This is a genomic window from Deinococcus sonorensis KR-87 (assembly GCF_040256395.1).
In the GTDB taxonomy this organism is placed as follows: Bacteria; Deinococcota; Deinococci; order Deinococcales; family Deinococcaceae; genus Deinococcus; species Deinococcus sonorensis.
The window spans coordinates 1,263,908-1,289,284 of sequence record NZ_CP158299.1 but is presented as its reverse complement, the minus strand read 5'-3'; the positions used below and the strand labels follow the sequence as shown (position 1 = coordinate 1,289,284).

The 25,377-nt window shown below is 70.3% G+C and carries 27 protein-coding genes; 14 read left to right on the top strand and 13 right to left on the bottom strand.

Features of this window, described 5'->3' with window-relative positions; genetic code table 11:
* Positions 1-12 precede the first annotated feature (12 nt).
* Complete coding sequence (locus ABOD76_RS11655) at positions 13-1,047, top strand: metallophosphoesterase (RefSeq protein ID WP_350245014.1); 1,035 nt, start codon at positions 13-15, stop codon at positions 1,045-1,047.
* A gap of 30 nt (positions 1,048-1,077) precedes the next feature.
* Here the strand turns inward: ABOD76_RS11655 and ABOD76_RS11650 are convergent, their stop codons facing one another.
* Positions 1,078-1,338: a glutaredoxin family protein gene (locus ABOD76_RS11650; RefSeq protein WP_350245013.1), complete on the bottom strand. Its 261-nt coding sequence runs from the start codon at positions 1,336-1,338 to the stop codon at positions 1,078-1,080.
* Between the two features lie 94 nt (positions 1,339-1,432).
* Positions 1,433-2,065 (bottom strand): translation initiation factor IF-3, encoded by a 633-nt coding sequence (gene infC / locus ABOD76_RS11645; protein WP_350245012.1) that lies wholly within the window; start codon positions 2,063-2,065, stop codon positions 1,433-1,435.
* A 177-nt stretch (positions 2,066-2,242) separates the two neighbouring features.
* Here infC and ABOD76_RS11640 point away from each other — a divergent pair, with 177 nt between their 5' ends.
* Together ABOD76_RS11640 and ABOD76_RS11635 are read left to right on the top strand one after the other, a co-directional pair.
* A complete protein-coding gene (locus ABOD76_RS11640; RefSeq protein ID WP_350245011.1) occupies positions 2,243-4,219 on the top strand; it encodes an amylo-alpha-1,6-glucosidase in 1,977 nt (658 codons plus the stop codon).
* Complete coding sequence (locus ABOD76_RS11635; RefSeq protein ID WP_350245010.1) at positions 4,216-4,788, top strand: chloramphenicol phosphotransferase CPT family protein; 573 nt, start codon at positions 4,216-4,218, stop codon at positions 4,786-4,788. The genes ABOD76_RS11640 and ABOD76_RS11635 overlap by 4 nt, the downstream gene beginning before the upstream one ends.
* A 3-nt stretch (positions 4,789-4,791) precedes the next feature.
* Here the strand turns inward: ABOD76_RS11635 and ABOD76_RS11630 are convergent, their stop codons facing one another.
* Positions 4,792-5,307 (bottom strand): YfiT family bacillithiol transferase, encoded by a 516-nt coding sequence (locus ABOD76_RS11630; RefSeq protein ID WP_350245009.1) that lies wholly within the window; start codon positions 5,305-5,307, stop codon positions 4,792-4,794.
* 66 nt (positions 5,308-5,373) lie between these two features.
* On the opposite strand from ABOD76_RS11630, the gene ABOD76_RS11625 reads away from it, so the two are divergent.
* A complete protein-coding gene (locus ABOD76_RS11625) occupies positions 5,374-6,432 on the top strand; it encodes a hypothetical protein (RefSeq protein WP_350245008.1) in 1,059 nt (352 codons plus the stop codon).
* Positions 6,433-6,437: 5 nt separating this feature from the next.
* Here ABOD76_RS11625 and ABOD76_RS11620 read toward each other — a convergent pair whose 3' ends face one another.
* Together ABOD76_RS11620 and ABOD76_RS11615 are read right to left on the bottom strand one after the other, a co-directional pair.
* Positions 6,438-7,784 (bottom strand): MFS transporter, encoded by a 1,347-nt coding sequence (locus tag ABOD76_RS11620; protein ID WP_350245250.1) that lies wholly within the window; start codon positions 7,782-7,784, stop codon positions 6,438-6,440.
* Between the two features lie 43 nt (positions 7,785-7,827).
* A complete protein-coding gene (locus ABOD76_RS11615; protein ID WP_350245007.1) occupies positions 7,828-8,367 on the bottom strand; it encodes an AAA family ATPase in 540 nt (179 codons plus the stop codon).
* 39 nt (positions 8,368-8,406) lie between these two features.
* On the opposite strand from ABOD76_RS11615, the gene ABOD76_RS11610 reads away from it, so the two are divergent.
* Entirely contained in the window at positions 8,407-8,760 is a 354-nt protein-coding gene (locus ABOD76_RS11610) for a DUF7079 family protein (RefSeq protein WP_350245006.1), read from the top strand.
* A gap of 7 nt (positions 8,761-8,767) precedes the next feature.
* Here the strand turns inward: ABOD76_RS11610 and ABOD76_RS11605 are convergent, their stop codons facing one another.
* From ABOD76_RS11605 to groES, 3 genes are all read right to left on the bottom strand, one after another.
* Positions 8,768-10,006, bottom strand: coding sequence for an MFS transporter (locus ABOD76_RS11605; protein ID WP_350245005.1), 1,239 nt, complete (start codon positions 10,004-10,006; stop codon positions 8,768-8,770).
* Between the two features lie 147 nt (positions 10,007-10,153).
* A complete protein-coding gene (groL, locus tag ABOD76_RS11600) occupies positions 10,154-11,806 on the bottom strand; it encodes a chaperonin GroEL (protein WP_350245004.1) in 1,653 nt (550 codons plus the stop codon).
* A 104-nt stretch (positions 11,807-11,910) separates the two neighbouring features.
* On the bottom strand, positions 11,911-12,198 hold the full coding sequence (gene groES, locus ABOD76_RS11595) for a co-chaperone GroES (RefSeq protein WP_350245003.1): 288 nt from the start codon (positions 12,196-12,198) through the stop codon (positions 11,911-11,913).
* 241 nt (positions 12,199-12,439) lie between these two features.
* Here groES and ABOD76_RS11590 point away from each other — a divergent pair, with 241 nt between their 5' ends.
* Positions 12,440-13,045, top strand: coding sequence for a GGDEF domain-containing protein (locus ABOD76_RS11590; protein WP_350245002.1), 606 nt, complete (start codon positions 12,440-12,442; stop codon positions 13,043-13,045).
* 17 nt (positions 13,046-13,062) lie between these two features.
* Here the strand turns inward: ABOD76_RS11590 and ABOD76_RS11585 are convergent, their stop codons facing one another.
* The gene (locus ABOD76_RS11585) at positions 13,063-13,236 is read right to left on the bottom strand and encodes a hypothetical protein (protein WP_350245001.1); all 174 of its coding nucleotides are present in this window, start codon (positions 13,234-13,236) and stop codon (positions 13,063-13,065) included.
* Positions 13,237-13,382: 146 nt separating this feature from the next.
* Between ABOD76_RS11585 and ABOD76_RS11580 the strand changes: the two genes are divergently transcribed.
* The 5 genes from ABOD76_RS11580 (at position 13,383) to ABOD76_RS11560 (ending at position 17,211) form a co-directional block, all read left to right on the top strand.
* Positions 13,383-13,943: a GNAT family N-acetyltransferase gene (locus tag ABOD76_RS11580; protein ID WP_350245000.1), complete on the top strand. Its 561-nt coding sequence runs from the start codon at positions 13,383-13,385 to the stop codon at positions 13,941-13,943.
* A gap of 72 nt (positions 13,944-14,015) precedes the next feature.
* On the top strand, positions 14,016-15,146 hold the full coding sequence (gene mqnE, locus ABOD76_RS11575) for an aminofutalosine synthase MqnE (RefSeq protein ID WP_350244999.1): 1,131 nt from the start codon (positions 14,016-14,018) through the stop codon (positions 15,144-15,146).
* On the top strand, positions 15,130-16,014 hold the full coding sequence (locus tag ABOD76_RS11570; protein ID WP_350244998.1) for a menaquinone biosynthetic enzyme MqnA/MqnD family protein: 885 nt from the start codon (positions 15,130-15,132) through the stop codon (positions 16,012-16,014). The genes mqnE and ABOD76_RS11570 overlap by 17 nt, the downstream gene beginning before the upstream one ends.
* Positions 16,015-16,157: 143 nt before the next feature.
* Positions 16,158-16,628, top strand: coding sequence for a GNAT family N-acetyltransferase (locus ABOD76_RS11565; RefSeq protein ID WP_350244997.1), 471 nt, complete (start codon positions 16,158-16,160; stop codon positions 16,626-16,628).
* A 100-nt stretch (positions 16,629-16,728) separates the two neighbouring features.
* Entirely contained in the window at positions 16,729-17,211 is a 483-nt protein-coding gene (locus ABOD76_RS11560) for a DinB family protein (RefSeq protein WP_350244996.1), read from the top strand.
* A gap of 16 nt (positions 17,212-17,227) precedes the next feature.
* On the opposite strand, the gene ABOD76_RS11555 is transcribed toward ABOD76_RS11560, so the two are convergent.
* The 4 genes from ABOD76_RS11555 to ABOD76_RS11540 all read right to left on the bottom strand — a co-directional run bounded on the left by ABOD76_RS11555 (position 17,228) and on the right by ABOD76_RS11540 (position 20,782).
* Positions 17,228-18,220, bottom strand: a complete 993-nt coding sequence (locus tag ABOD76_RS11555) for an acetamidase/formamidase family protein (RefSeq protein WP_350244995.1) — start codon at positions 18,218-18,220, stop codon at positions 17,228-17,230.
* 19 nt (positions 18,221-18,239) lie between these two features.
* Positions 18,240-18,959, bottom strand: a complete 720-nt coding sequence (locus ABOD76_RS11550) for an SDR family oxidoreductase (RefSeq protein ID WP_350244994.1) — start codon at positions 18,957-18,959, stop codon at positions 18,240-18,242.
* A gap of 228 nt (positions 18,960-19,187) precedes the next feature.
* A complete protein-coding gene (locus ABOD76_RS11545; protein ID WP_350244993.1) occupies positions 19,188-19,547 on the bottom strand; it encodes a hypothetical protein in 360 nt (119 codons plus the stop codon).
* Between the two features lie 32 nt (positions 19,548-19,579).
* Positions 19,580-20,782, bottom strand: coding sequence for a glycine C-acetyltransferase (locus ABOD76_RS11540; protein ID WP_350244992.1), 1,203 nt, complete (start codon positions 20,780-20,782; stop codon positions 19,580-19,582).
* Between the two features lie 112 nt (positions 20,783-20,894).
* Between ABOD76_RS11540 and ABOD76_RS11535 the strand changes: the two genes are divergently transcribed.
* Genes ABOD76_RS11535 through ABOD76_RS11525 form a run of 3 tightly spaced genes read left to right on the top strand, consistent with a single transcriptional unit; the run spans position 20,895 to position 25,360 of the window.
* Positions 20,895-21,623 carry a roadblock/LC7 domain-containing protein gene (locus tag ABOD76_RS11535; RefSeq protein ID WP_350244991.1) on the top strand — a complete coding sequence of 243 codons (729 nt, stop codon included), beginning with the start codon at positions 20,895-20,897 and terminating at the stop codon, positions 21,621-21,623.
* The gene (locus ABOD76_RS11530; protein ID WP_350244990.1) at positions 21,623-23,272 is read left to right on the top strand and encodes a hypothetical protein; all 1,650 of its coding nucleotides are present in this window, start codon (positions 21,623-21,625) and stop codon (positions 23,270-23,272) included. The genes ABOD76_RS11535 and ABOD76_RS11530 overlap by 1 nt, the downstream gene beginning before the upstream one ends.
* A gap of 3 nt (positions 23,273-23,275) precedes the next feature.
* Entirely contained in the window at positions 23,276-25,360 is a 2,085-nt protein-coding gene (locus tag ABOD76_RS11525; RefSeq protein WP_350244989.1) for a hypothetical protein, read from the top strand.
* The last annotated feature ends 17 nt before the right edge of the window (positions 25,361-25,377 follow it).

Below are 25,377 nucleotides of genomic sequence, written 5' to 3'. Positions count from 1 at the left end.
TACCCTGTGCCCATGTCCCGTCTGCTGCTGACCCTGCCGCTGCTGCTGGCCGCCTGCGCTCCCGCCGTGCGGGGCCCGGTCACGTTCCCGGACGTGCAGGCCACCCTGCCGGCCCCGCCAGACCCGGCGCAGCTGCGGGTGCTGATCATGGGCGATCAGGGCAAGGGGGGCAACCTGCAGCGTCAGGTGGCGCAGGCGATGCAGGCGGTCTGCCAGCAGCAGGGCTGTGACCTGGGCGTGGGGCTGGGCGACAACTTCTATCCGCAGGCCCCGAAAGAGGCAACCGACCCGGCCTTCCAGCAGCGCTTCGCGGACCTGTATGGCCCGCTGGGCATCCCGTTCCTGATGGTGGCCGGCAACCACGACGAGTCGTGGGTGAGCGGCGGTGACGGCGGCGACCCGGCCGCCCTGAGAAGCGAGCTGGACTACGCCCGGCTCAACCCGCAGTGGGTGATGCCGGCCCGCAGCTACCGCGCCCGCTGGGGCCAGCTGGCCGAGTTTTTCGTGGTGGATACCGCGCCGCTGGCCGCCTACCTGCCGGTCCGCGACCCCAGCTTCCGGCCCGGCGGCCCCTTCGACCTGGGGCAGCGGGCGTGGCTGAAGACGCAGGTGCTGGACAGTGACGCGCGCTGGAACATCGTGCTGGGCCACCACCCACTGCTCAACAACGGCAAGCACGGCCCGGCCGGTAATTATGACTTCGGACTGCTGCCCTGGGGCCGGGGCGACAGCGTGAAGGCGCTCTATCAGGGGGTCTGCAGCCATGCCGACCTGATCGCCAGCGGCCACGACCACACCCTGCAGCTGTTCGGGCCCGGCACTGCCGTGTGCCCCGGCACGCCGGTGCTGGTGTCCGGCGCGGCGGGTGAGGTCACCGGCCGGGGTGTCGGCACCACCCCGGCGCTGTTCCAGACCTTCAACCAGCCGGGATTCTTCTGGATGCAGCTGACGGCGACCACCCTGGAGCTGCGCGTCTACACGGCGGATGCGGCGGGCGGGCCCTCGCTGGCGTATACCCAGACCTTCAGCAAGGCAGGCGGACGCTGAACACGTCCGCCTGCTGCCGGTGCGGGTGGCTTACGCCAGTCCGGCCTTGCCCAGAAAGTCGTTGAGCTTCACGATCGAGAAGCCGCTCAGGCTGGCGGCGGTGTCGCCGTACTGCAGGGTCGGCACGCTGCGGCGGCCGCCGTTCACGCTCATCACGTACTCGGCGGCGTCCGGCTGCTCCTCGATGTTGATCTCCTGGTACGCGATGCCCTTCTTGTCCAGCGCCATCTTGGCGGCGCGGCAGTCGGGGCACCAGCTGGTGCTGTACATGCGGATCGGTTGCTGGGTCATGCGGTCACTCTAGGACAGCTCTGCCCGGCGGGGAGCGGCAGGCGTCACAAAAAAAGCCCACCCGATGTGGGTGGGCCAGCAGGGATGCTGAACTTCAGGCCGGCGCGGCGGCGGGTTCCGCCGGCGTCGTGTCCGGCTGCTGGGTGGCCGCCTCGACCTCGGCGTCCAGGGCAGCGTCGCCGGTGCCGTCGATCCGGGCCTTCTTGGGCGCGGCCTTGGGGGTCATGATCATGTTCATGTCCATGCCCATCATCGAGGGCTGGCTCTCGGGAGCGCCCACGTCCTGCAGCGTCTCGGCGACGCGCACCAGGATGCGCTCACCCAGTTCCGGGTGGGTCCGCTCACGGCCACGGAACATGATGGTGACCTTGACCTTGTGGCCCTCCTCCAGGAAGCGGCGCACGTGGTTGGTTTTGGTCTTGAAGTCGTTGTCGTCGATCTTGACGCGGAATTTGATCGCCTTGACTTCCTGCGACCGCGCCCGCTTGCGATTTTCCTTCTCGTTCTGCTGCTGCTCGAAGCGGAAGCGGCCATAATCCATCAGCTTGCAGACCGGGGGCACGGCCTGGGGACTCACCATCACGAGATCCAGGCTCTTCTCGCGGGCCATCTGCATGGCCTCCCGCGTGTCGATGATGCCCACCTGTTCGCCTTCTGCCCCAATCAGACGAATCTGGCGAACCCGGATCTGCTCGTTGACTTTATGATCTTTCGCTATGCTCATCACCTCCGCACACCTGTGCGCACGCTGGCGCTCTGGCGGCTCATGCCTTGTGGCAGTGGCTCAGTATACCACGCTGGCGTGGCCCTTTTTCAGTCTGGAACGCCGGAATTCGTGCTCCTGGCCTTCAGGCTGGTCCCATCCGACGGGCATGTTGGACGGCAGCCGTTAAGATTGAGCGCCATGACCGCATTCGTTTCCGCTCACCGGCTGGGCCCCCAGGATGTCCGGGACCTGCAACGCGAGGTGCTGCTCACCGACGGCCTGGGCGGCTTCGCCCTCTCCAGCCCGGCCGGGGTGCCCACGCGCTGCTACAGCGGGCTGGCCCGCAGCCTGACCCCGCCCACCCACCGCCACCTGATGTTCATCTCCGCGCTGGAAACGCTGGAGGTGGCCGGCGAGCGCCACACCCTGCACGCCTTCGAGGTGGCGCCGGGTGCTGTGGAGGGCGACGGCCTGAACCGGCTGTCCCACGTGGACCTGCACGACCTGCTGCCCACCCGGGTGCAGGTGGCGGGCGGCGTGCGGGTGGAGCGGCGCAGCGTGGTGCCCCGGCACAGCGGCACGCTGGCGCTGCTGTACACCCTGCACTGTCCACAGGCGGTCACGCTGACGCTGGGCGCGCTGCTGACCGACCGCGACATGCATCTGGTCTGCCGGGACATGCCGGCCCTGACCGTGGACCAGCAGGACCAGCAGGTGACGGTCCGGGGCCAGCAGACGCTGGGCCTGACGCTGCACGCGCCGACCGGCACAATGGAGGTGCTGCCGGCCCGGCCATATCCGCAGCGGCTGTACTACCGCCTGGACCAGCAGCGCGGCGCGCCCGACACCGAGCAGGCGGCCCGCACCGACCTGTGGCGGGTACAGCTGCCGGCCGGCACCCACCATCTGGCCCTGGTGGTGGGCGACCCAGCCCAGGTGCCGGACCCCTGGGCCTCGCTGGAACAGGAACAGCAGCGCCGCGCAGCCCTGATCCGCCAGACCTGGGCGGCCAGCGGCGTGGCGGACGATGTGACCGCCACGCTGGCCGTGAGCGCCGACAGCTTTCTGGTGCGGCGGGAGCTCACCGACTCCACCACCGTGATCGCCGGGTACCCGTGGTTTGCCGACTGGGGCCGCGACAGCATGATCGCGTTGAGCGGCCTGACCCTCACCACCGGCCGGCTGCCGGACGCCCGCTCGGTGCTGGACACCTTCCTGCGTCACCTGCGGCGCGGGCTGACTCCCAACCACTTCCACGACGGCGGTACCCTGGGCGGCGCCACGGAGGGAGCCGGGTACAACACGGTGGACGGCGCGCTGTGGCTGGCGGTGGGGCTGGAGCGCTACGTGCAGGCGAGCGGCGACCTGGCGTTTGCCCGGGCGGCGCTGACCGCGCTGCGCGGCATCCTGCAGCACCACGTGGACGGCACTGACTACGGCATCCGTGCCGACCCGGACGACGGCCTGCTGTGGGCCGGCGAGGCGGGCGTCCAGCTCACCTGGATGGACGTGAAGATCGAGGACTGGGTGGTGACGCCCCGGCACGGCAAACCCATCGAGGTGCAGGCGCTGTGGCTGGCGGCCTTGGGGGCAGAGCAGCGGCTGAGCGACCGGCTGGGCGAGGCGGGCCGCTACGAGGCGTGGTACCGGCAGGCCCAGGCCAGTTTCGGCCGCTTCTGGGACGGGGAGACCGGCCGTTTCGCCGACAGCCTGACCCCAGACGGCCCGGACCCGAGCGTCCGCCCCAACGCCCTGATCGCGCTGGCCCTGCCGGACACCCCCGCGGCGCCCGAGCAGCGACATGCCGCGCTGCAGGTGGCCGCCCGCGAGCTCGCCACCCCGCTGGGTCTGCATACCCTGTCGCGCCGTGACCCGCGCTACCGGGGCAACTACGGCGGGCACCAGCTGATCCGGGACGCCGCCTACCACCAGGGCACCGTCTGGCCGTGGCCGCACGGCGCCTACGCCGAACTGCTGCTGCAGGCGGGGCAGGTTCAGGAGGCCGCCGAGGCGCTGGACGGGCTGGTGGCGCACCTGTGGGACGCGGGGCTCGGCTCGGTGAGCGAGGTGTTCAGCGGCGACACGCTGATGCCCGGCGGTTGCGCCTTCCAGGCCTGGAGCGTGGCCGAGCTGCTGCGGGTGTACGTGCTGGTGCAGCGGGCCCGGCAGGCATGAGCGCCGGGGAGCCGGGCGCCATCATCCTGCTGAACGGCCCGTCGAGCGCCGGGAAGTCCACGCTCTGTCAGGCAATTCAGGACTGCGCCGAGCAACCGTTTCTGCAGTTCTCGCTGGACTTCTTCATGTTCGGCGGCCCGGTGCTGCCCCGGCGCCGGGACCCGCAGGGCCCCTTCTCGTGGGCCGAGCTGCGCCCGCGGCTGTTCGAGGGCTACTTCCGCTGCCTGCCGGCGCTGGCGGGCGCCGGCAACCATCTGGTGCTGGATTACATCATCGAGAACGAAGGGCAGCGCGACCGGCTGGTGCAGCTGCTGGGCCCGCTGGACGTGTTTCTGGTGGGAGTGCACTGCCCGCTGCCGGAACTGGAGCGGCGGGAGCGGCAGCGCGGCGACCGCCGGCCCGGGGACGCCCGGCGCGATCTGGAGACGGTGCACAGCTTTCTCCAGACCGACCTGGACGTGGACAGCACCCGGCCGCCCGACGAGAATGCCCGGCGGATCCTGAGCGCCTGGGCCCAGCGACAGCCCACCGGGGCGCTGGCCCGGCGCTTCCAGGCCACCTCCGGCTGAACGTCAGCCGAGCGCCAGCCGGATGTGGCCCAGGTGGTGCCGCGCGTGCCAGTCATGCCGGGCCAGCAGCTGCCAGAGCGTCATCGGGCCGTCGCCGGGGCGCACGACGGTGCGGGTCAGCCGCTGCGGGTCCAGGGTGCCCAGCAGCGTCACCCAGCGGGTGTTGACGCCGGCAAAAATGGCCAGCGATACGGCCGGAGGCAGCCGGTAGTCGGCCAGCGCCGCCCAGCCGTCCGGGTCCATCGGCAGGATAGTAGGGGTGTCGCCGGTCAGGCCCCAGCGGAAGCGCATCAGCCCCTGCTGGTGCCCGTCCGCGATGTGATGCACCAGCTGCCGCACCGTGAAGCTGCCGGCACGGTAGCGCCGCTCCAGCTGCTCTTCATCCAGCCCGGACACCCGCTGTTCCAGCTGGGCCCCCGTCTTCTGGAGGCTGGCGGCGTAAGCGGTCAGTTGGGCCGCCGTCTGGGCCGGAGGGGCCTGGACCGGGCCCACCGGAAATCGCACCGGATCGAAAGTCATGTCCGCATCGTATCCACAGACAGCCGCTAGAGTACCGGTACACCCCCGCCCCCCAAGGAGCTCCTTATGACCACCCAGACAGCCCCGGCCCAGTCGTCTGCCCCCCTGCTGGCCCCGCTGCGGGCCACCCCGGCCCAGAACGTGGTCACCATCGTGCTGGGCTTCTGGCTGATGGTCGGGATCTTCATCGACGGCTGGGCCCACAATCACCTGGGCACCCGGCTGGAAACCTTCTTCACCCCCTGGCACGCCATCTTCTACAGCGGCTTCGCGGCCACCGCCCTGTGGGTCGGCGTGCTGGCGCGGCGCGGTCTGCAGAGCGGGCGGCGGGGGCTGGCGGCCCTGCCGGTGGGGTACACGCTGGGGGCGGCGGGCGTGGTGGTGTTCGCGCTGGGCGGCCTGGGCGACATGCTGTGGCATACCCTCTTCGGGATTGAGGTCAGCATCGACGCGCTGCTCTCCCCCACCCACCTGCTGCTGTTTCTGGGCGCCGAACTGCTGGTGCTCTCGCCGCTGATGAGCAGCTGGCACGCGCCCACCCCGCGCCACAGTCCGGCCGGGGTGGTGTGGCCGGCCGTGCTGTCCATGACGGCCGCGCTGTCGTTCGCGTCCTTTATGCACATGTACGCCTGGGCGCTGGTGCAGCTGCCGGACGCCAGCGGCTGGGAAGGCGCGCGCAGCTTCCTGACCAGCACGCTGCTCACCGCCGTGATGCTGATGGTGCCGGTGCTGCTGCTGCTCCGCCGCTGGCAGCTGCCGTTCGGGGCGGTGACCGTGCTGTACCTGACCAACACGCTGCTGATGCGCGCCATGACCAGCGGCCTGGACACGGTCCCGGTGGTGCTGCTGCTGGCGCTGCTGGCCGGGCTGGCCGCCGACGTGCTGATCTGGTGGCTGCAGCCGTCGCCGGGCCGTCCGCTTCAGTACCGCGCCTTTGCCACGGCGCTGCCGCTGCTGGTGTGGGCCCCCTTCTTCATCGGGGGGCAGCGCTTCGGCGGCTTCGGGGCCAGCCTGGAACTGACCGCCGGGGTGTGCGTGATGGCGGCGCTGGCCGGCCTGGCGCTCAGCACGCTGATCGTGCCGCCGGCCCTGCCGGAAGCGGCGCAGGAGCGTCCGGGCCGCTGAGCGCTCTACCTCCAGTGTCTGGGCGGGCGCGGAGGGACAGCGCGTTTCAGCAGTTCCCGGGTGCGCCACGCACCGCCTTCCGGCACCCGGCGCAGCAGCGTCCAGGCCATGACCCGCAGGGTGGCGCTGGTGGCGAACAGGGTGTGGTAGGCGGTCCAGCCGGTGGCCGAGGGCGTGAACGCCCGGTACAGTTCCAGCAGCGGGCCCGACACCAGCCCGCCCAGGAAGCCGGCCACCCCGGTCAGGGCGCTCAGCACCGCGATGAAGGCCGCCCGGTTCTCGCGCGGGGTGGTGGCCAGACTCAGGTTGAACATGCCCGGGTTGATGGCGCTCCAGACCAGCGCGTCCACCACTCCCGACACCCAGATGGGCCACAGCCGGCCCGGCGCGGCCAGCATCCAGGTCAGCGGCAGCAGCGTGCCCGCCAGAAAGGTGGTGACGGCCAGCACCGGCTTGTTGCCCACCCGGTCGGCCAGCCGGCCCCAGGTGGGCGACAGCACCAAGGCCGAGACCGCGCTGATGGTGCTCCAGATGGCCACCTGCAGGTAGGACATGCGCAGGTGGTTCAGGAAGTACGGAATCACGAACGGTGACGAGATCATCACCGCGAAGCCCCAGTACACCGCGAACACCGCCAGCCGCCGGAAGGTGCGGTTCATCAGCGGCAGCGCGAAGGTGGAGCGCATCCGCAGGCGCTCTCCGCCCAGCGGCGGCTCGTCGTGGCGGGTCAGCAGCGCCACCGCCACCAGCCCGGCCCCCACCGCCACCAGCAGCACTGTCTGGAAGTTGAGCGGCGCCCCCACCCGGTCGAGCCACACGCCGGCCAGCAGGTTGGCCACCGTGCCGATCATGCCGTTGATGCCGCTGCGCAGGCCGAAGTACCGCCCGCGCTCCTGGGCCGGCACCACGTCGCCCATCCAGGCGGTCCACAGCGCGCCGTTGGCCGCGATGAAGATGCTGCTCAGCGCCACCAGCGCGATCAGCAGCGCGCTTCTGGCCTCGTCCGGAATCGGGAGGGCCGGCAGCAGGGCCGCCAGGGCCCACAGCACCCTCCCCAGCAGCGCCGCCAGCACCGCCACGCCCTTGCGCCGGCCCCGCCGCCCCACCAGCCAGGCGGCCAGCGGGCTGATCGCCTGCCCCAGCAGCGGCACGCTGGCGATCAGGCCCAGCGCGGTGGGCGTGGCGCCCAGGTGCAGCGCGAAGCCGGTCAGCACGCTGCCGCTGGTCCAGTTGATGAAGAACATCGCGAAGCTGCCCTCGAGGATCGAGAGGCGCATGGTGCGGTGGGCGAGGGCCAGCGGCAGCGTGTGGGGGGACAGCGGTTCGGGCGTGGGCTCCGGGGAGGGCGACACCGTCAAGGACGAGACCTCGGCATGCAGGTACTGTACGCCCCGGTCAGGCCGGGCCGTCCAGCCGGGCCGTCACCCAGGCCAACACGGCCGGCAGGTCCACGCCCGCCGAGGTGTCCACGCTCAGCAGCGGGGCGTCCAGGTCCAGCGGCCGGGTACAGGCCTGCGGGGAGAGCCGCTCCCACAGCTCGGGCCGGTGAATATGCGGGTGCTCGCCCGCCGCCACCCGCTCGGCGTGCCGCTGCCGCAGCAGGTCCAGCGGCGCGTGGCAGTACACCTGCAGCACCCGGGCCCGGTGCACCTGCGCCAGCTCCAGAATCTTCGGTTCACTGACGCCCAGGTAGAAATGCGTTTCCAGCACGCCGCCCACTCCGGCGCGCAGCACGACCTCGGCCACGTGGTACATCACGGAAAAACTCAGCGGGCCGGCGTCGGCGTGGCTCAGCTGCGGCAGGCGCTGGTGCAGCAGTTCCTTGTACTCGTCCTTCGTGACATATGGCAACTGCAGCTCAGCGGCCAGCCGCGACCCCAGGAAGGTCTTGCCGGACGCGGGCAGACCGGACACCACCAGCAGCGGAGGACCCATGTGCCGCAGCATACCGGGCCTGTCAGACTGGACCTGGTCATGATCCTGAGTGAACAAGAGCTGCAGCGCCGCCGGCCGGTCTGGGACGCGCTCTCGGAGCTGTTTCTGGACAACGAGCTGGACGAGGCTGCCCTTCAGTTCGTGGTGCGGACGCTGCGGGCCGCCGGCTATGACGCCGGCGATTGGCTGGCCATCCTGCGCCACGAGGTGGCCCCGGTGGTGGGCGGCAACCTGCTGACCGTGGCGGGTGAGTGGGCCGGCTTCGACCCGGCGTGGCTGGAACAGCGCATCCTGGCCAGGGCCAGCGGCCCCTCGCTGGAAGGACGGCTGGCCCTGTGGCTGATCCGCGCGGATGTGCAGCGGCTGCAGGCGGCCTGGGCCGCCCAGCCCTGAGGGCCGCTCACACTTCGCGCAGCCCTTTTCGGGTGCCGAGGAAGGCCATGAACGCCGCCACGATGCCGGCCCCCAGCAGCACCACGCCGCCCGGCCCCATCGCCCCGGCCAAGGCACCGGCCGGGAAGTCGCCCAGCGGCCGCAGTCCCATCATCAGCAGGGTGTTGACGCTCATGATGCGGCCGCGCAGCCGCTCCTCCACCCGGCCCTGCATCAGCGCGATGGAGATCGACTGCACGGTGTTGAGCGCCACCCCGAACACGAAGAGCGCGCCCAGGGCCATCAGCAGGGTGTGGCTCAGCCCCAGCCACACCAGCGCCCCCACCCACACGGCGGCCGCCAGCAGAAAGATCAGGCCCCGGCGCTTCATCTCGCGCAGCGACGCCACCGTCAGCCCGCCCAGGATGGTGCCGAGCCCGACCGCCGTGAACAGCCAGCCGAGCCCGGCATTGTTCAGGTGCAGCACCCGCTGGGCGAAGATCGGCAGGATCAGCGACACGCTCGGCCCGAAGAACAGCACCGCCGCGTAGCCGCTGATCAGCCACGGCAGCGCCGGGTCCTGGCGAATCACCTGAAACACCTCCTTCAGCGACTCCAGGAAGCTGCGGTCCTGGTCGCGGGCGGCGGCCCGCCCGGACAGCCGGATGCGCCACAGCACGATCAGCATGCCGGCGAAACTGGCGGCGTCCAGCAGAAAGATGCCGCCCAGCCCCAGCGGCCCCGATAGGAAGCCGGCCAGGGCCGGTCCCACTGCCGCCGCCGCGCTGAACGCCACCGACTGCAGCGCCACCGCGTTGGTCAGCAGCTCTTCCGGCACCAGCAGCGGCACCAGCGCGCTGCGGGTCGGCTGGTCGAAGCTCAGCACCGCGCTGGAGAAGAAGGCGAGGCACAGGATGGACCACAGGCTGGCGTGGTTGGTCACGGCCAGCAGGCCCAGGGCCAGCGACCCGAGGCCCAGCAGGCTCTGGGTGACCAGCAGCAGTTTGCGCTTGTCGAAGCGGTCGGCCACGCTTCCGCCCACGAAGCTGAACAGCACGAAGGCCAGCGCCTGCGTCAGCGACACTGAGCCCAGCGCCAGCGTGGAGCCTTTGGTGATGCGCAGCACCAGCAGGCTGAGCGTCACCACCTGCATCCAGGTGCCCACCGCCGACACCAGCAGGGCCAGCCACAGCCAGCGAAATTCCCGGTTTCCCAGCGCCTCGAAGGTCCGCCAGCGGTGGCCGGACGATGCCGCGTTCGTGCTCATGCGGCGCACCCTAGCCCCGGCGCGTGGCCCAGACCGTAAGACAACGCCCGGCCCGCCATTGGGCGAACCTTGCGACTTGCGCCGGCCCCACAAAAAACCCCCCCACCCGGAGGTGAGGGGTCAGGTTCAGCCGAAGCTGCGCCGGGGTTAGAAGTCCATACCGCCCATGTCGCCGCCGCCCATGCCGCCGGCCGGCGCGCCACCGTTGCCGTTGCTCTTCTCGGGCTTGTCGGAGACGATGGCCTCGGTGGTCAGGATCAGGGCGCCGATGCTGGCCGCGTTCTGCAGCGCGGTGCGGGTCACCTTGGCCGGGTCCACGATGCCGGCCGCGACCATGTCGTCCACGAACTCGCCGGTGGCAGCGTTGAAGCCGTAGCGGACCTTGTCGCTGTTGATGACGGCATTCACGATGACGCTGCCCTCGAAGCCCGCGTTGGCCGCGATCTGACGGGCCGGCTCCTCCAGGGCGCGGATCAGGATGCGCGCGCCGGTCGCCTCGTCGCCCTGCAGGCTCTCGGCCACGGCGCGGACCGCCGGGATCACGCGCAGCAGGGTGGTGCCGCCGCCCGACACGATGCCTTCCTCAACCGCCGAACGGGCGGTGCTGAGGGCGTCCTCGTAGCGGTGCTTCTTCTCCTTCAGCTCGGTCTCGGTGGCCGCACCCACGCGGATCACAGCCACGCCGCCGGCCAGCTTGGCCAGCCGCTCCTGCAGCTTCTCACGGGCGTAGTCGCTGTCGGTGCTCTCCAGCTCGGCCTTGATGGCGCCGACCCGGGCCTCGATCTCCTGCTGGTTGCCCAGACCGTCGATGATGGTGGTGTCGTCCTTGGTGATGCGGATGCGCTTGGCGCGGCCCAGCATGTCCAGGCCCACGCTCTCCAGCTTGTGGCCCAGGTCCTCGGTCACGACCTGACCGCCGGTCACGGCAGCGATGTCGCGCAGCATCTCCTTGCGGCGGTCACCGAAGCCCGGCGCCTTCACGGCGGCGATGTTCAGGGTGCCGCGCAGCTTGTTGACCACCAGGGTGGCCAGCGCCTCGCCTTCCACGTCCTCGGCGATGATCAGCAGCGGGCGGCCGGTCTGGGCCACCTTCTCCAGCACCGGGAGCAGGTCCTTCAGGGCGCTGATCTTCTTCTCGTTGATCAGGATGTAGGGGTCTTCCAGCTGCGCTTCCATCTTGTCGGTGCTGGTCACGAAGTAGGGGTTGATGTAGCCCTTGTCGAACTGCATGCCCTCCACCACGTCCACCTCGGTGTCGAAACCGCGCGACTCCTCGATGGTGATGACGCCTTCCTTGCCGACCTTGTCCATCGCGTTGGCGATTTCCTGGCCCACGCTGTCGTCGTTGGCGCTGATGCCCGCGACCTTGCGGATGGCGTCGCTGTCCTCGACCGGCACGCTGAGGCGCTTGATCTCCTCGATGGCGGCGGCCACGGCCTTGTCGATGCCGCGCTTCAGGGCCAGCGGGTTGGCGCCGGCGGCCACGTTGCGCAGGCCTTCTTTCACCACGGCCTGGCCCAGCACCGTGGCGGTGGTGGTGCCGTCACCGGTGATGTCGTTGGTCTTGCTGGCGACTTCCTTGAGCAGCTGGGCGCCGATGTTCTCGAGCTTGTCCTCCAGCTCCACTTCCTTGGCGACGGTCACGCCGTCCTTGGTGATGGTGGGGCTGCCGAACTTCTTCTCGATCACGACGTTGCGGCCACGCGGCCCGAGGGTGACCTTGACGGCGTTGGCGACGGCATTGACGCCGCGCTCCAGGCTACGACGGGCAGATTCCTCAAAAACAAGTTGTTTCGCCATGTGGGTTGCTCCTTTATGCCGCGGCCAGGCGCTGGGGCCTGGGGCGGCCGAGAATGAGAGGGGACGGCCAGCAGGACGGGACAGGCGTCAGGACGCCGCCCGCCTTACTCGACAATCGCCAGGATGTCGCGCTCGGACAGGATGCTGTAGTTCTTGCCGTCCAGCGAGACTTCGGTGCCGCCGTACTTGGCGAAGTAGACGGTGTCGCCCGACTTCACTTCCACCGGCACCTTGGTGCCGTTGTCGAGCGTCTTGCCGCTGCCCACCGCCACAACCCGGCCGCGCTGGCTCTTTTCCTTGGCAGTGTCCGGGACGTAGAGGCCGCCGGCCGTCTTCTGCTCGTTCTCTTCGATGATTTCCACCAGGATCCGGTCGCCTAAAGGTTTGAGCATAGCAGTGCCTCCTGTAATTGAGATAGATGGGATTCGGCCCGTCGGTCGTCCGACAGGATTTTGCCGTTCCAGCGGGAATGTTAGCCCCGCACTCAGGCAAATGTCAATGTCTGAAATATAGGAATATGAGTGCGACTCGCTCAAGTTGCGCCTGGAGGGCGTCGGGCGCTCCGTATTGCGCTGCATATGTACGTTCTGATATATATATGTTCAAAGACATACACGAATTTTGGAGGAGTATATGGCCCGTCCGCCCATCCTGTCGCGCGCCGAATTTGAGAAGACCATGCAGGGTCTGCAGGGCGTACCCCTCACGCTGGCCCTGGTGGATGTGGATCACTTCAAGCCGCTCAACGATCTGCTCGGCCGTGCCGAGGGCGACCGAGTGCTGCGGATCGTGGAGCGCCTGCTGAGCGGCAGCCTGCCCGCTGGCAGCCACGTCGCCCGCTTTGGAGGGGACGAGTACGCCGCCATCCTGCCGGAGAGTGCGCCCGAAACGGCCCTGATCCTCTTTGACGAGATCATCCGGCATTTCCAGATCAACCGTGACCCGGAATGGCCCCGGACCCTGAGCCTGTCCGTGGGCCTGGCCGGACGTCCGGCCCACGCCGATGCCAGCCTGGACCTGCAGCGCGCCGCCGACGAAGCACTGCTGCGGGCCAAACGCGAGGGGCGAGGGCGGGCGTGCATCTATGTGGAGAGCAAGATGACCCTCAAGAGCAATTACTACCCAAAAAGCCAGCTGGAGCGGCTGGGCAAACTTGCGGCCGCGCTGGAGCGCACCGAGGCCAGCCTGCTGCGTGAGGCGCTGGACGAACTGGTGGAAAAGTACCGCAGCCGGTTGTAGGCGCTCCTCCTTTTCCCTCAGCTGTGCCCGGGATCGCTGTCGTCGGAGGGGCGGCCGTGTGTGCCGGTGTGGTCCTGCTGCTGCTGGTCATCCGAGACCGGGGTCTGGTCCGGCGTGGTGTCGGGCCGGCTGCCCGGCTGATCGGAAGCTGGCGTGGGGCTCGGCTGGTCCTGGGTTCGGTCTGTGGTCATGGGGCCTCCTGGGCGCGGCGGCCGCGCCCTGCTGCCCCTACCATCGCCGCTCTGCAGGTGTGGGCGTTGCGGATGCCGTAAAGCAGCCTTGGGCCTCGGCACACTTGCAGCGCCAGGGGCGTCCGGCTGCCCGGTACAGTGGCTCCATGCGTCACGACCTCAGCCTCCGCAGCGGCGACCTGACCCTCAGCCCTCTTCAGGACCAGGACATCGCGCCGCTGATGGCGCTGGCCGCCGCCCACGCGCCCGAGTACGCCCGGATGGGCACCCTGCCGGATACGCTGGCCTTCTATCACGGCGGGCTGGACGCCCCGGACCAGCAGGTGTTCGTGGCGCAGGTGGCGGGCGAGTACGCCGGCAGCACGCGCTACATGGAACTTCGCCCGGCCCATCGCCGCCTGGAAATCGGCAGCACCTGGCTGGCCCCGCAGTTCATGCGGACCGGGGTGAACCGGGGCTTCAAGCGGCTGCTGATGGAGCATGCCTTCGAGGTGATGGGCATGCAACGGGTGGAACTCAAGACCGACCTGCTCAACACCCGCTCGCAGACGGCCATTGAGGGGCTGGGCGCGGTGCGTGAGGGGGTGCTGCGCAAGCACATGCTAAGGCCGGACGGCTCCAGCCGCGACTCGGTGATGTTCAGCGTCACGGATAACGAGTGGCCGCAGGTGAAGGCCCGGCTGGAGGCGGGGCGTCTGCTGCGCTGAGGGGCGAACGCCGCTCGTGCAGCCGTTCACTTGGGTACGGTTGTCCTGAGGGGACAGGCGTAGCATGGCCGTATGAAGTGGATTCGTGATCCCGAACTGCGGCCCATCGCCGCGAAGGTGGAGGCGGGCGAGCGCCTGAGCTTCCAGGAGGGGTTGACGCTGTTCCATACCCCCGACCTGAATGCCCTGATGCGGCTGGCCAACATGGTGCGCCAGCGGCTGCACGGCGACGACACCTACTTTGTGCACAGCATGCGGCTGGAGTTCACCAACATCTGCTATGTGGGCTGCACCTTCTGCGCCTTCGCCGCCCACAAGGGGGAGGAGCGCGCCTGGGACTACGACGAGGCGGCGGTGGTGGAGCACGTGCGCCAGAAGTACGTGCCGGGCGTCACCGAGCTGCACATGAGCAGCGGCCACCACCCCAACCGGCCCTGGAGCTTCTACCCGAGTATGGTGCGCGAACTCAAGGCCAACTTTCCGGAGCTGCAGGTGAAGGCCTTCACCGCCGCCGAGATCGAGCACCTCAGCAAAATCTCCAAGAAGCCCACCCTGGACGTGCTGCGCGAGCTGATGGAGGCGGGCCTGAGCGCCATGCCGGGCGGCGGCGCCGAGATCTTCGCGGACCGGGTGCGGCGACAGGTGGCCAAGAACAAGGTCAAGGCCGAGAAGTGGCTGCAGATCCACCAGGAGGCCCACTCCCTGGGCATGCGTACCAACGCCACCATGCTGTATGGCCACATCGAGACGCTGGAGGAGCGGCTGGACCACATGGACCGCCTGCGCACGCTCCAGGACCAGACCGGCGGCTTCCACGCCTTCATTCCGCTGGCCTTCCAGCCGATGGGCAACACGCTGGCGCAGAACCTGGGCAAGCACGACTACACCACCGGCCTGGATGACCTGCGCAACCTCGCGGTGGCCCGCATCTACCTCGATAACTTCCCGCACATCAAGGGCTACTGGGTGATGATCAGCTCGGAGCTGACTCAGGTGAGCCTGGACTGGGGCGTCAGTGACGTGGACGGCACCATTCTGGAGGAGCACATCGCGCACGCGGCGGGCGCCACCAGCCCGATGGAGCTCAGCAAGGCCCGCATGATCCAGATGATCCAGCAGGCCGGGCGGGTGCCGGTGCTGAGGGACGCCTATTACAACGAGCTGGAACGCTATCCGGCGGTGCCCGATGTCGCCGCAGACTGAACCGGCTGGCGAGCCGGTGGCCACCACCAAGCCCTACCCCATCGGACTGATCCACTACACCAACGTGGCCCCCATCCTGGACTCGTTGCGGCTACCGGAGGGCGTGAGCGCCGTGCGCGGCGTGCCCACCGAGATGAATGCCGCGCTGCTGTCGGGTCAGGTGAACCTGGCGAACATCAGCGGGGTGGAATTCATCCGCAACGCAGACGTGCTGGCCGCGCTGCCAGACTTCAGCGTCTCGGTGCTGGGCGCGGTCTACAGCGTCAATCTGTTCCACCGCCGGCCCTGGGCCGAGCTGCAGGGCGGGCGCATCGCCCTGACCGCCCAGAGCGCCACCAGCGTGGCGCTGCTGGAGGTGTTGCTGCGCCAGACCGGCCTGGAGGTGCAGCTGGAGCGGGCCGAGGGTACGGCGCTGGCGCTGCTCTCGGCGGGCTACGACGGGGTGCTGCGCATCGGGGACAGCGCCCTGAAGGAATGGTACGAGGTGGTCGGCCCCATCGGTGAGGACGTCAGCATGCTGAACCTGCCGCACGAACGCGGCGGCGTGACCGTCACCGATCTGGCCATGAAGTGGTTCGAGCTGACCGGGCATCCCTTTGCGTTTGCGGTGTGGGCCTACCGCAAGGACGCGCCGCCGCCGCACGCGCTGGTGCAGGCGATGCGGCAGGCCCGACGACACGGCATCGGCCACCTGGCCGAGGTGAGCGAGCGCCACGCCCTGAAGCTGGGGTTGCCGGAGCGGGTGGTGCAGCACTACCTCTGGAATTTCCGCTATCACCTGGAGGCCCCGGACCGGCTGGGGCTGGCGGAGTTTGCGGACCTCAGCACGCCGGGCCACGCGCCGCTGGTGTTCGCGGAGCCGGACTGAGCCGATGACCGCGCCCTCCGACCCCCCTGAAGCCGCACCGGAGCTGTCGGTCCGGTTGCTGGACTCGGCCACCTGGCCGGACTTTGCCGCCCTGGTGGAGCGGCACAGCGGCGTGTGGGGCGGCTGCTGGTGTATGGCGTTTCATGCCGAGGGGGCCGGAAGCGGCACCACGCCGGAGCAGCACCGCCAGCAGAAGGAGTGCCGACGTCCGCGAGGGGCGCGCCCACGCGGCGCTGGTCTACCGGGGCCCCATCTGCGTGGGCTGGTGTCAGTTCGGCTCGCCGGACGAACTGCCGCGCATCAAGCGCCGGCGCGCGTACCAGGAGGGCCTCTCCGCCCTTCCGGACTGGCGCATCACCTGCTTCTTCGTGGACCGCACCGCCCGCCGGCAGGGGGTGGCCACGGCTGCCCTGCGGGGCGCGCTGGAGGCCATCGCCCGGCTCGGCGGCGGCATGGTGGAGAGCTACCCGGAAGACGTGACCGGCCGCTCGGTCGCCTCCGGCTTCATTCACAACGGCAGTGTCGCCATGTTCGAGCGGCAGGGGTTCGAGCGCCAGCGCCGCATCGGAAAGCACAGCTGGGTGGTCGCGCGGGTGGTGGCGCCCCAGGACTGAGCAGGGGCCGCCTGCACCGGGAGGTCCAGGGTATGGTGAGGGCCAGGCCCGGGGCTGGCGTCATCGCCGGGCCGCTGGCCTACACAGGCAAGGAGGACCGATGAGCGACCAGACCTGGCTGGACGGCACCCTGGCGGTGCTGAAGGAAGCGGTGGAGGGCGGCACGCCGGGGCAGGGCACCGCGTTTCTGGACAGCACCAAGGCCGACGGCAGCGACAACCACGGCCTGCTGGCCACCCTGAGCGGCCTGAATGCGGCCCAGGCCAGCGACCCCACGGCGCTGGGCCTGAGCGTGGCGGCCCACGCCGCGCATGTGGCGTATCACATGGAGGTGATCGTGCGCTGGCAGGCCGGCGAGCGCGGGCCCTTCGACTGGCCCGGGAGCTTCCAGCCGGCGGTGGTGGACGACGAGGCCTGGACCACGCTGCAGGCCCGCGTTCAGGCTGCCTATCAGGGCCTGCTGACCCTGGCCGGCCAGCAGGCCGAGTGGGATCAGGATGCGGCCGGCGGGCTGGTGGGCGGGCTGGCCCATGTGGTGTATCACCTGGGCGCTGTGCGGCAGACGCTCAAGCTGATCGGCTGAGGCTGCCGCACCCTGTTCAGCTGAAGATGCTCAGCGGCAGCAGCGCGCTGACCGTCCAGTTCGGCGCGTCCACCACCTGACTGATCCGCAGGTCCACGCAGGCGCTGCACAGCACATACGCCTGTGGCAGCTCCAGGCCGTACTCGCGGCCCAGGTGGCGCAGCATCCCGCGCAGGGCGATGCGGGCCGCCTCCATCAGGTCCGGGGCGTGGCCGGTCACCTGGAAGGCGCCCTGCGCCCACAGCGCGGTGGGTTCCGGCGGCGTCTGCAGCTGCGGGCTGTCGATGGGCCAGTCGTGGCGCACGCTCAGGCGCACCGTGACCACGCCGTCGGTCTCGATGCCGGTGCCGCACAACTCCCCGTCGCCCTGGGCCGCATGCACGTCCCCGATGCTCAGCAGGGCACCCTCCACCTCCACCGGCAGGTACAGCGTGCTGCCCGCCACCAGCTGCCGCACGTCCATGTTGCCGCCGACCCGGCGCGGCGGGCTGGTGGGGTGCGGGCCGGGCGCGGCCGGAGCCAGTCCCACCACGCCCGGGAAGGGGGCCAGCGGCAGGCGAATCCCCGGCAGGAAGTCAGTGTGGTCGCCGCGCAGGTCCCAGAAGTGGGTATAGGGAGCGCCGAGCGCGCCGCTGGCACTCAGCTCGTGGTCCAGCAGACCGATGCCGCCCGGCCGCACCCCGGTCCAGCCCCAGCTGCCCGGCTGCACCTCCAGCAGTTCCACCACCAGGGTGTCTCCGGACCGGGCGCCCTCCACATACACCGGCCCGGTCAGCGGGTGGCCGCGCTGCCCGCCAGTGGAGGGCCGCTCCGGGTATGCATCGGCGCTGACCAGCGCGTGCAGCGGGTCGCCCGCCGCCCCGGCCTGCACCTGCCGGGCCACGCTGCCGTAACTGGCCTCCAGCGTCTGAAAGGTGACGGTGGCGCCGTCCTCCACCCGCAACGCCGGCTCCAGCGCGGCGTCCCAGACGGTATGGATATGGTCGGACTTCAGCAGATGACTCGGCATGCGGCAGTCTAGCGGCGGCTCAGACTTCCTGGGTGGTGGGCCGGATCAGCAGCTCGTTAATGGCCACCCCTTCCGGCTGGCTGACCGCGTACATCACCGCCCGCGCCACATCGTCATCGGTCAGGAAGGCGGCGTCCGGCTTGCCGTTGCGCCAGAAGTCGGTGTCCACCCGCCCCGGTTCGATCAGCGTCACGCGCACGCCCTGGCCACTCACCTCCTTGCGGATGCTGTCGCCCATGCCGGTCACGGCCCACTTGGTGGCGCTGTAGGGGCCGGGGTTGGCCACCCGGCCCGCCACGCTGCCCACCAGCAGAAAATGCCCCTTTGTCCGGATGATCTCCGGCAGGGTGGCCCGGGCTGTCAGGGCCGCGCCCAGCACGTTGGTCAGGATCATCTCGCGCCACTCGTCGGGGGTGGGGTCGCCGCTGGCGTACTTGCCGGTGCCCGCTGTGAAGCCGGCGTTGGCCAGCGCCACGTCCAGCCGTCCGAAGCGCTCCAGGGTGGCGTCCACCGCCGCCGTCAACTCCGGCCATTGGGTCACGTCCACCCGCCGCACCAGGGCGTTCTCCTCGCCCAGTTCCTCCTGCAGCGCCCGCAGTTTGTCCTCGCTGCGGGCGGTGAGCACCACCTTGTAGCCGCTGCCCACCGCCTGCCGCGCCACGGCCGCCCCGATGCCCATGCTGGCCCCGGTGATGAACATGACTTTGCTGTCGATTCTCAGATGCGCTGCGTCGGTCATGGGGCCACCGTACCGCTGGCCGGCACCGTTGCGCTGCGCCCAACCTCATGTGGAGCTTGCGGAAAGATTTATCCGGGTGGCCCCAGCCGCAGCAGCCCGGCCGCGGTGAACCGGAACCCGCATCGCCGGTAGAAGGCCTCCCGCGGCGGCTCAAAGTCCACGTGCAGCCAGACGACACCCCGCAAAGGCGTCCAGGTGACCCTTCAGGTGATACCCGACCGCTCCTCTTCAGTCGAGGATACGCATCACCGCGCCCGCCTCCATCCAGGTCCGGCAGCGGGGACAACGGCCCTTCCGCGCCCAGTTCATGCGCCAGCGGCGCGTGAGGTGCCACGGGTTCGTGGAGCAGCGGGGCGGGATCAGCCACGAGAGACGGGCCTGCACTTGCTCCAGGGCGAGCTCCCACCACGATGCGTCTTCCATCCCCATCCAGCCGGGGTTCCAGAGGGGGCGCGCATCGGTCAGCTCCCGGCAGCGGAAACACTCGATGGTGACCAGCGCCTCGCCTGACATCAGGGAATCGCGTCCGCCACATATGACGGCCTCGTACCTGCAGCTGGGGCAGATGAACTGATACTGGCTGGCCATAACCGCCAGGATAGAGCAACGTGACCTAGCGCCTAGCCGCCGATCACGCCCATGTCCCGGCCCACCTGCTGGTACGCGGCCAGCGCCGCGTCCAGGTCGTCACGGGTGTGCTCGGCCGTCACGATGTTACGGATGCGGGCCAGGCCGCGCGGCACGGTCGGGAAGCCCAGGCCCACCGCGAAGACACCGCGTTCCAGCAGCTGCCGGCTGGCCTCGAAGGCCGCCTCCGCCTCCCCGAAGATCACCGGGGTGATGGGCGTCTCCGAGCCGAAGGTGTCGAAGCCCAGGCGCTGCAGCTCCGCCTTGAAGTACCGGGTATTGTCCCACAGCCGCTCCATGAAGGAGGGGTCCGCCTGCACCAGTTCGATGGCGGCACTCAGCGCGCCCACCACGGCCGGCGGGTGCCCGGTGGAGAACAGGAACGGCCGGGCCCGGTTGATCAGCAGGTCGCGCAGGTCGTGCGGCCCGGCCGCGTAGCCGCCCACCACGCCCCAGGCCTTGCTGAGCGTCCCGATCTGAATCACGTCCTCGGCGTGCTGGAAGCCGAAATGGTGCACCGTGCCGCGCCCCTGCTCGCCCAGCACGCCGCTGCCGTGCGCGTCGTCCACGTACGTCACGGCCCCGTACTCGCGGGCAATCGCCACGATCTGATCCAGCGGCGCGATGTCGCCGTCCATGCTGAACACGCCGTCCGTCACCACCAGCCGCAGCCCGTCGGTGGGGTTCTCGGCCAGCACCCGGCGCAGGTCCTGCATGTCCTTGTGCTTGAACACCCGCTTGGTGGCCTTGGCCAGCCGCAGGCCGTCGATGATGCTGGCGTGGTTCAGCTCGTCGCTGACCACCAGGTCACCCTCCTGCAGCAGCGAGCCCAGCACGCCCTGGTTGGTGGTGAAGCCGCTCTGCAGCACCAGCGCCGAACCGGTGTGCTTGAACTCGGCCAGCTGAGACTCGAAGTCCTCGTGGATGCTCAGGGTGCCGGCGATGGTCCGCACCGCCCCGGCCCCGGCACCCCACTCGCGCAGGTACCGCTCGGCGCGCTCCTTCAGGAACGGGTGATCGGCAAAGCCCAGGTAGTTGTTGCTGGCGAGGTTCACCACCTCGCGCCCGGCCACCCGGGTGCGGGCGCGCTGCGGCGCCTCCAGCACGCGGGGGCGGATGTACAGACCGGCGTCGCGCAGCCGGCCGAGTTCCGAACTCAGGCGGCCCTGCAGGGTGGTGGGAGCGAGGGTGGTCATGTCAGAAGTCTAGATCAGTGGGCCGCCGGATGCCTGTCAGCGGAGCGGGAATCGGGGGGTCACACCTGCAACAAAAGTGTAAGTCGCACCCTCCTATACTGGCCTCGGCCTCATGTCGAACCCTGTCTACCTCCTGGTTGTTGATTCCCTGTCGAGCGCGGTGAGTGAGCGCGCCGCCGATACCATGCTGCGCGCCGCCCTGCGCGACGCCCGCCTGTCTCCCGACACGGTCACCGCCCAGGATATTCAGCGGGTGCTGTCCGGCCCGCTGCTGACGCGGTTGGCCAGTGTGCTGCCCCCGGCCCAGGCGAGCCGGGAACTGCGGGTCCTGGCCCGCCGGGTGGCCATGGAGCATCCCAAGGCCCCCACCCTGTTCATGGACCCGGACGGGCCGCTGAACTGGGAGCAGGTGCCCACCCCCGCCACCGTCAGCGTCGGTTCCGAGGACCTCGGTTCCGACGACTTCGAGTTCGACGACCCGGATTACAGCGCCTTTCAGGGCAACGAGCGCCTCTACGACCTGAAGTCGCCGGCCGGCCAGCAGGACCTGCTCTCGGACCTGGCGCGTCAGCCGGGCGTGGTGGGCGTGGTGCTGTGCGACAAGAGCGGTCAGGTGCTGCGCGCCCTGGCCCCCAAGAACGCGGCGCAGCTGGGCAGCATCGTGGCCGCCACGGTGCTGCTGTTCCGTCAGCGCACGCTGAACATTCTCTCGGCCGATCTGGGCAGCACCAAGGTGTGTATGCGCCCGCTGGGCAGCCACTGTGTGGCCGTGCTGGCCGGCGAGGGCGTCAACATCGGCCGGCTGATGACCGAACTCAAGCAGATTCAGGAGACCGCGTGATGAACCGCTCCCTTCCTGTGGGACTGGCCTTGGGGCTGCTGAGCACGCTCGGCAGCGCCTCGGCCCAGCAGCTGTCCGCCTACCGTCAGATGGCCGCCGCGCTGGACCGGGCCGTGAGTGTGCGCTCCAGTGGAAGCGCCGCCAGCCTCCCGGCCCTGCAGGAGGCCCAGAGCGCCTTTGCGCTGCTGCGCCCCACCCTCAGCAGCGACCTGATCCGCAGTGGTCTGGAGCGCAGCCTCCAGGCGGCCCAGGCCGCGCTGGGCCGCTCCCCGGCCGACCTGGAGGCGCAGGTGACGCAGGCGCGCGGCCTGATGCGCAAGGCGCTGCACGACCAGACGCTGCAGCAGCTCAGCAGCGACCCCACCCATGCCGCGCCCCAGCTGGGACTGCTGGCCAGCGAGTTCGCCCTGCAGGGCCAGAGTCGCAGCCGCTTTCTGGCGGCGGCCCAGGGCGGCCACGCCGACGTGGCGGCCCGGCTGCTGCGTCAGGCGGCGGCCACCCGGGTGCAGGCCAACCTGAAGCAGGCCAGCGTGCCGCAGAACGACGCGCAGCGGATTCAGACCTACCTGACGCTGGCCCGCGCCACCAGCTGGTTCACGGTGATCCAGGACGCGCCGGAGGTGGCGCCGCTGCAGGTGTCGCAGTTCGGCGCGGCCCTGCGCGAGCTGACTGGCCACGACGACGCCGCGCTCGGCACCACCCTAGTCAGCCTCAAGGCGGGCAGCACGCGGCTGGTGCAGGCGGTGCAGCAGAGCCTGCGTCCGCCGGCCAGCACCCCCACCGCCGTGGCTCCGGTCAAGCCGGCCACCACAACCAAAGCCGCCCCCGCCGTGGTGCCTGCTGTCTCCCCTGCCGTGACGCCCAGCACCTCCGAACCGGTCACGCCGGTGCCCGACGCCGCGCCGGTCAGCACGCCCCCGGAGACGCTGCCGAGTGAGAGCGGCGCGTCCGACGCGGTGTACGCCGGCCTGGGGCGCGCCCTGGTGGCCGCCGGTCACGCCGACACCCCGCTGGCCCGCACCGCCCTGATGCAGGCCGGGCAGGCGCTCAATGCCGCGCCGCCCGAGCTGCGCAGCACCCCCCGCTACACTGCCTTCGCCGCCGCGCTGGTGCACGCCCAGAACCAGAACGGTCTGCGACCGGCGGAGGTGCAGGCGCTGATCGGTCAGTTCGCCGGCCTGGAGGGCAGCCTGACCGATCAGCCGACCAGCACCCTGGACGCCCTGAGCAGCGCGTCGGCGCAGGCGCTGGGCGCGCCGGTGCGGCCGCTGCTGTTCCTGCTGCTGGGCCTGCTGGCCTTCTATCCGCTGTACCTGCTGAACCTGGCCTTCGGTGGCCGCAACACCTACTGGCGGGCCATCTCGCTGGGCGTGCTGCTGCTGTTCCTGCCCACGCTGCTGGAGGGCCTGGGCGGCCTGCTCGGCTGGCTGGGCGACCTGACCGGACTGGTGGGCCTGCGGCCACTCAGCAACCTGAGCCTGTACCAGGGCGCCTGGGGGCTGCCGCTGCTGGCGCTGCTGGTGCTGGCGGCCATCGGGCTCACCAGCTACGGCTTCCGCGGTCTGTGCCGGCAGTTCGGTCTGCTGGGCAGCAGCAGCGCCAGCCGCAGCGAGGCGCAGCCGGCCCTGGAATGGGACGAGGAGCTGTAACCCATGCTCTACCGCACCGCCACCCGCACGCTGGGCGACCTGATCTCGCCCAAGGCCCTGGAACGCATTCTCTCGGACGCCGCCCGCGAGCGGCACACCACGCTGGCCCAGCTGGACAACGCCCTGCTGGCCGACATCCTGAAGCGTGACGTCTACCGCCGGCTGCAGCTGAGCGTGCCGGCCGCGCTGGCCAAGCGCCGGGTCCAGGAGGTGCTGGACGCCCTGGAGCACGGCACCGACCCGGCGGGCGGCGGGGCCGGGGCCAACACCCAGATCCTGACGCTGGAAGACCAGGCGCGGCGGTTCGCGCTGTACTTCGACTGGCCCCAGACGCAGCGGCTGCGGGCGCTGCTGGGCGTGGCCAAGCAGGAGGCGGCCGCCGGGCGCGATCCGGAGGCGCTGCTGCGCGAGGGCGCCGAGCTGATCGAGGCGCTGGAACGCCGGCTCTCGGAGGAGCTGGTCACCCAGGGCCGCGACCTGTCGGAGCTGAAGGCCTCCTTCGCCCGTCTGGGCGGGGTGGGCGGTCCCAAGATCCGCCGCCTCGACACGCTGATCAAGCAGATTGACGAGGCACAGGAGCAGCGCACCCTGCTGCCGGCCGAGCTGGAGCGCGCGCTGGGCCTGAGCCTGGACCTGCGCAAGCAGGTGGAGTCGTCGGTGGTGCAGCACCTCGGCAAGACCGCCGAGAGCGGGCCGGACGAGGCGCAGACCTTCGACTACTCGCTGCTGCCGCCGGAAGCGCAGGCGCGCGTGCAGAGCATGGAGCGCGAGCACGAGGCGCGCACCCTGCAGGACCTGACCCGCGAGTTCCAGACGCTGCTGCGGACCGACGTGGCGCTGGACGGCGAGGTGCAGCTGCTGCGCGCCCGTTCCGAGGGCGGTCAGCTGCTGGGCGAGACGGTGCTGCAGAACTGGCGCGCCCGCCTCACTGAGGCGCAGCAGCGGCTGCTGAACGATCAGCGCGCCGTCCTGCACACGCTGGGTGAGCGGCTGTCGCGCCTGCCGGACGACGCGTCGGTCCGATCGGCCCGTCAGGCGTACGCGCTGGCGCAGGCCACCATTCAGGGCGGCGGGCTGGCCAGCGACGAGCTCTCGCAGCTGGCCCAGCAGGTGCAGGTGCTGGAGGGCCGCGCCACCAGCGTGATGCAGAACGACACCGCCGAGCTGGTGCTGGCCCAGCAGCGCGAGAGCTTTGAGCTGGAGCGGGCCGCCCGCGAGGTGCCGGGCGCCATGAGCGACCTGACCCCGATGCTGCAGGACGTTCGTCAGCGGCTGGCGAGTGGACAGACCGTGGCGCTGGAGCCGCTGTGGGCAGTGCTGGAGCGGCGCATGGGCGAGGCCGCCCAGCAGCGCGAGGACATGGACCGACGCGCTGACACGGTGATGCGCGACTACGACCGCTACCGCCACCTGGCCGGCGAGACCACCCAGAAGCTGGGCCGGCTGGCCGACGTGCTGCGGGCCCAGCGGCACCTGGGCACCCTGTCCAACGACGCGCGCGAGCGCTACCTGGAGACGCTGGTGCAGGCCGAGGCGCTGCTGAGCGAGGCGCAGGCCGAATTCCAGGCCGCGCGCGAGGTCACCTCGGCTTTTGGCGCCGACGCGCTGGAAGGCCTGCTGGACGTGTTCGACACCGACGGGCCGTCGCTGGGGTCCAGCAGCGCGCTGCTCAGCACCGAGCCGCCCGCCCCGCTGTCCGGGCTGGCCGCGCTGATGGCGGCGGCTCCGTCCGCGCCGGCGGCCCCGGATCCGTTCGGGCTGGGCGGCATCGCGCCCACGCCGATGGCGCTGCCGGGCCGCGCGTGGCTGGTGGTGGACGGGCAGGTGACGCAGGGCGACCTGCAGCCGGAGAGCGCGCCGCTCACCCGTCACTGGACCAGCGCCAACGACTGTGAGGCCGACGTGCTGCGGCTGGCCTGGCTGACCCAGCAGGCCGCCGAGCTGAACGCCCAGCAGCTGACCCTGATGGTGGCCGGCTGCTGCTGGCTCACGCTGCCCCAGACCGACGGCAGCGTGCTGGTCAGCTGCGCGCCGGACCTGCCGGGTGCCCAGCTGACCGCCAGCCACTGGAAAACCACCCTGGCCTGAGCCTTACCGGTCCGCGC

What these genes read in the sequence shown, in the direction of transcription:
- ABOD76_RS11655 (WP_350245014.1), top strand. Translation starts at nt 13, where the DNA reads ATGTCCCGTCTGCTGCTGACCCTGCCGCTGCTGCTGGCCGCCTGCGCT.
- ABOD76_RS11650 (WP_350245013.1), bottom strand. Translation starts at nt 1,338, where the DNA reads ATGACCCAGCAACCGATCCGCATGTACAGCACCAGCTGGTGCCCCGAC.
- ABOD76_RS11640 (WP_350245011.1), top strand. Translation starts at nt 2,243, where the DNA reads ATGACCGCATTCGTTTCCGCTCACCGGCTGGGCCCCCAGGATGTCCGG.
- ABOD76_RS11635 (WP_350245010.1), top strand. Translation starts at nt 4,216, where the DNA reads ATGAGCGCCGGGGAGCCGGGCGCCATCATCCTGCTGAACGGCCCGTCG.
- ABOD76_RS11630 (WP_350245009.1), bottom strand. Translation starts at nt 5,307, where the DNA reads ATGACTTTCGATCCGGTGCGATTTCCGGTGGGCCCGGTCCAGGCCCCT.
- ABOD76_RS11625 (WP_350245008.1), top strand. Translation starts at nt 5,374, where the DNA reads ATGACCACCCAGACAGCCCCGGCCCAGTCGTCTGCCCCCCTGCTGGCC.
- ABOD76_RS11615 (WP_350245007.1), bottom strand. Translation starts at nt 8,367, where the DNA reads ATGGGTCCTCCGCTGCTGGTGGTGTCCGGTCTGCCCGCGTCCGGCAAG.
- ABOD76_RS11610 (WP_350245006.1), top strand. Translation starts at nt 8,407, where the DNA reads ATGATCCTGAGTGAACAAGAGCTGCAGCGCCGCCGGCCGGTCTGGGAC.
- ABOD76_RS11605 (WP_350245005.1), bottom strand. Translation starts at nt 10,006, where the DNA reads ATGAGCACGAACGCGGCATCGTCCGGCCACCGCTGGCGGACCTTCGAG.
- groL (WP_350245004.1), bottom strand. Translation starts at nt 11,806, where the DNA reads ATGGCGAAACAACTTGTTTTTGAGGAATCTGCCCGTCGTAGCCTGGAG.
- groES (WP_350245003.1), bottom strand. Translation starts at nt 12,198, where the DNA reads ATGCTCAAACCTTTAGGCGACCGGATCCTGGTGGAAATCATCGAAGAG.
- ABOD76_RS11590 (WP_350245002.1), top strand. Translation starts at nt 12,440, where the DNA reads ATGGCCCGTCCGCCCATCCTGTCGCGCGCCGAATTTGAGAAGACCATG.
- ABOD76_RS11585 (WP_350245001.1), bottom strand. Translation starts at nt 13,236, where the DNA reads ATGACCACAGACCGAACCCAGGACCAGCCGAGCCCCACGCCAGCTTCC.
- ABOD76_RS11580 (WP_350245000.1), top strand. Translation starts at nt 13,383, where the DNA reads ATGCGTCACGACCTCAGCCTCCGCAGCGGCGACCTGACCCTCAGCCCT.
- mqnE (WP_350244999.1), top strand. Translation starts at nt 14,016, where the DNA reads ATGAAGTGGATTCGTGATCCCGAACTGCGGCCCATCGCCGCGAAGGTG.
- ABOD76_RS11570 (WP_350244998.1), top strand. Translation starts at nt 15,130, where the DNA reads ATGTCGCCGCAGACTGAACCGGCTGGCGAGCCGGTGGCCACCACCAAG.
- ABOD76_RS11565 (WP_350244997.1), top strand. Translation starts at nt 16,158, where the DNA reads ATGCCGAGGGGGCCGGAAGCGGCACCACGCCGGAGCAGCACCGCCAGC.
- ABOD76_RS11560 (WP_350244996.1), top strand. Translation starts at nt 16,729, where the DNA reads ATGAGCGACCAGACCTGGCTGGACGGCACCCTGGCGGTGCTGAAGGAA.
- ABOD76_RS11555 (WP_350244995.1), bottom strand. Translation starts at nt 18,220, where the DNA reads ATGCCGAGTCATCTGCTGAAGTCCGACCATATCCATACCGTCTGGGAC.
- ABOD76_RS11550 (WP_350244994.1), bottom strand. Translation starts at nt 18,959, where the DNA reads ATGACCGACGCAGCGCATCTGAGAATCGACAGCAAAGTCATGTTCATC.
- ABOD76_RS11545 (WP_350244993.1), bottom strand. Translation starts at nt 19,547, where the DNA reads ATGGCCAGCCAGTATCAGTTCATCTGCCCCAGCTGCAGGTACGAGGCC.
- ABOD76_RS11540 (WP_350244992.1), bottom strand. Translation starts at nt 20,782, where the DNA reads ATGACCACCCTCGCTCCCACCACCCTGCAGGGCCGCCTGAGTTCGGAA.
- ABOD76_RS11535 (WP_350244991.1), top strand. Translation starts at nt 20,895, where the DNA reads ATGTCGAACCCTGTCTACCTCCTGGTTGTTGATTCCCTGTCGAGCGCG.
- ABOD76_RS11530 (WP_350244990.1), top strand. Translation starts at nt 21,623, where the DNA reads ATGAACCGCTCCCTTCCTGTGGGACTGGCCTTGGGGCTGCTGAGCACG.
- ABOD76_RS11525 (WP_350244989.1), top strand. Translation starts at nt 23,276, where the DNA reads ATGCTCTACCGCACCGCCACCCGCACGCTGGGCGACCTGATCTCGCCC.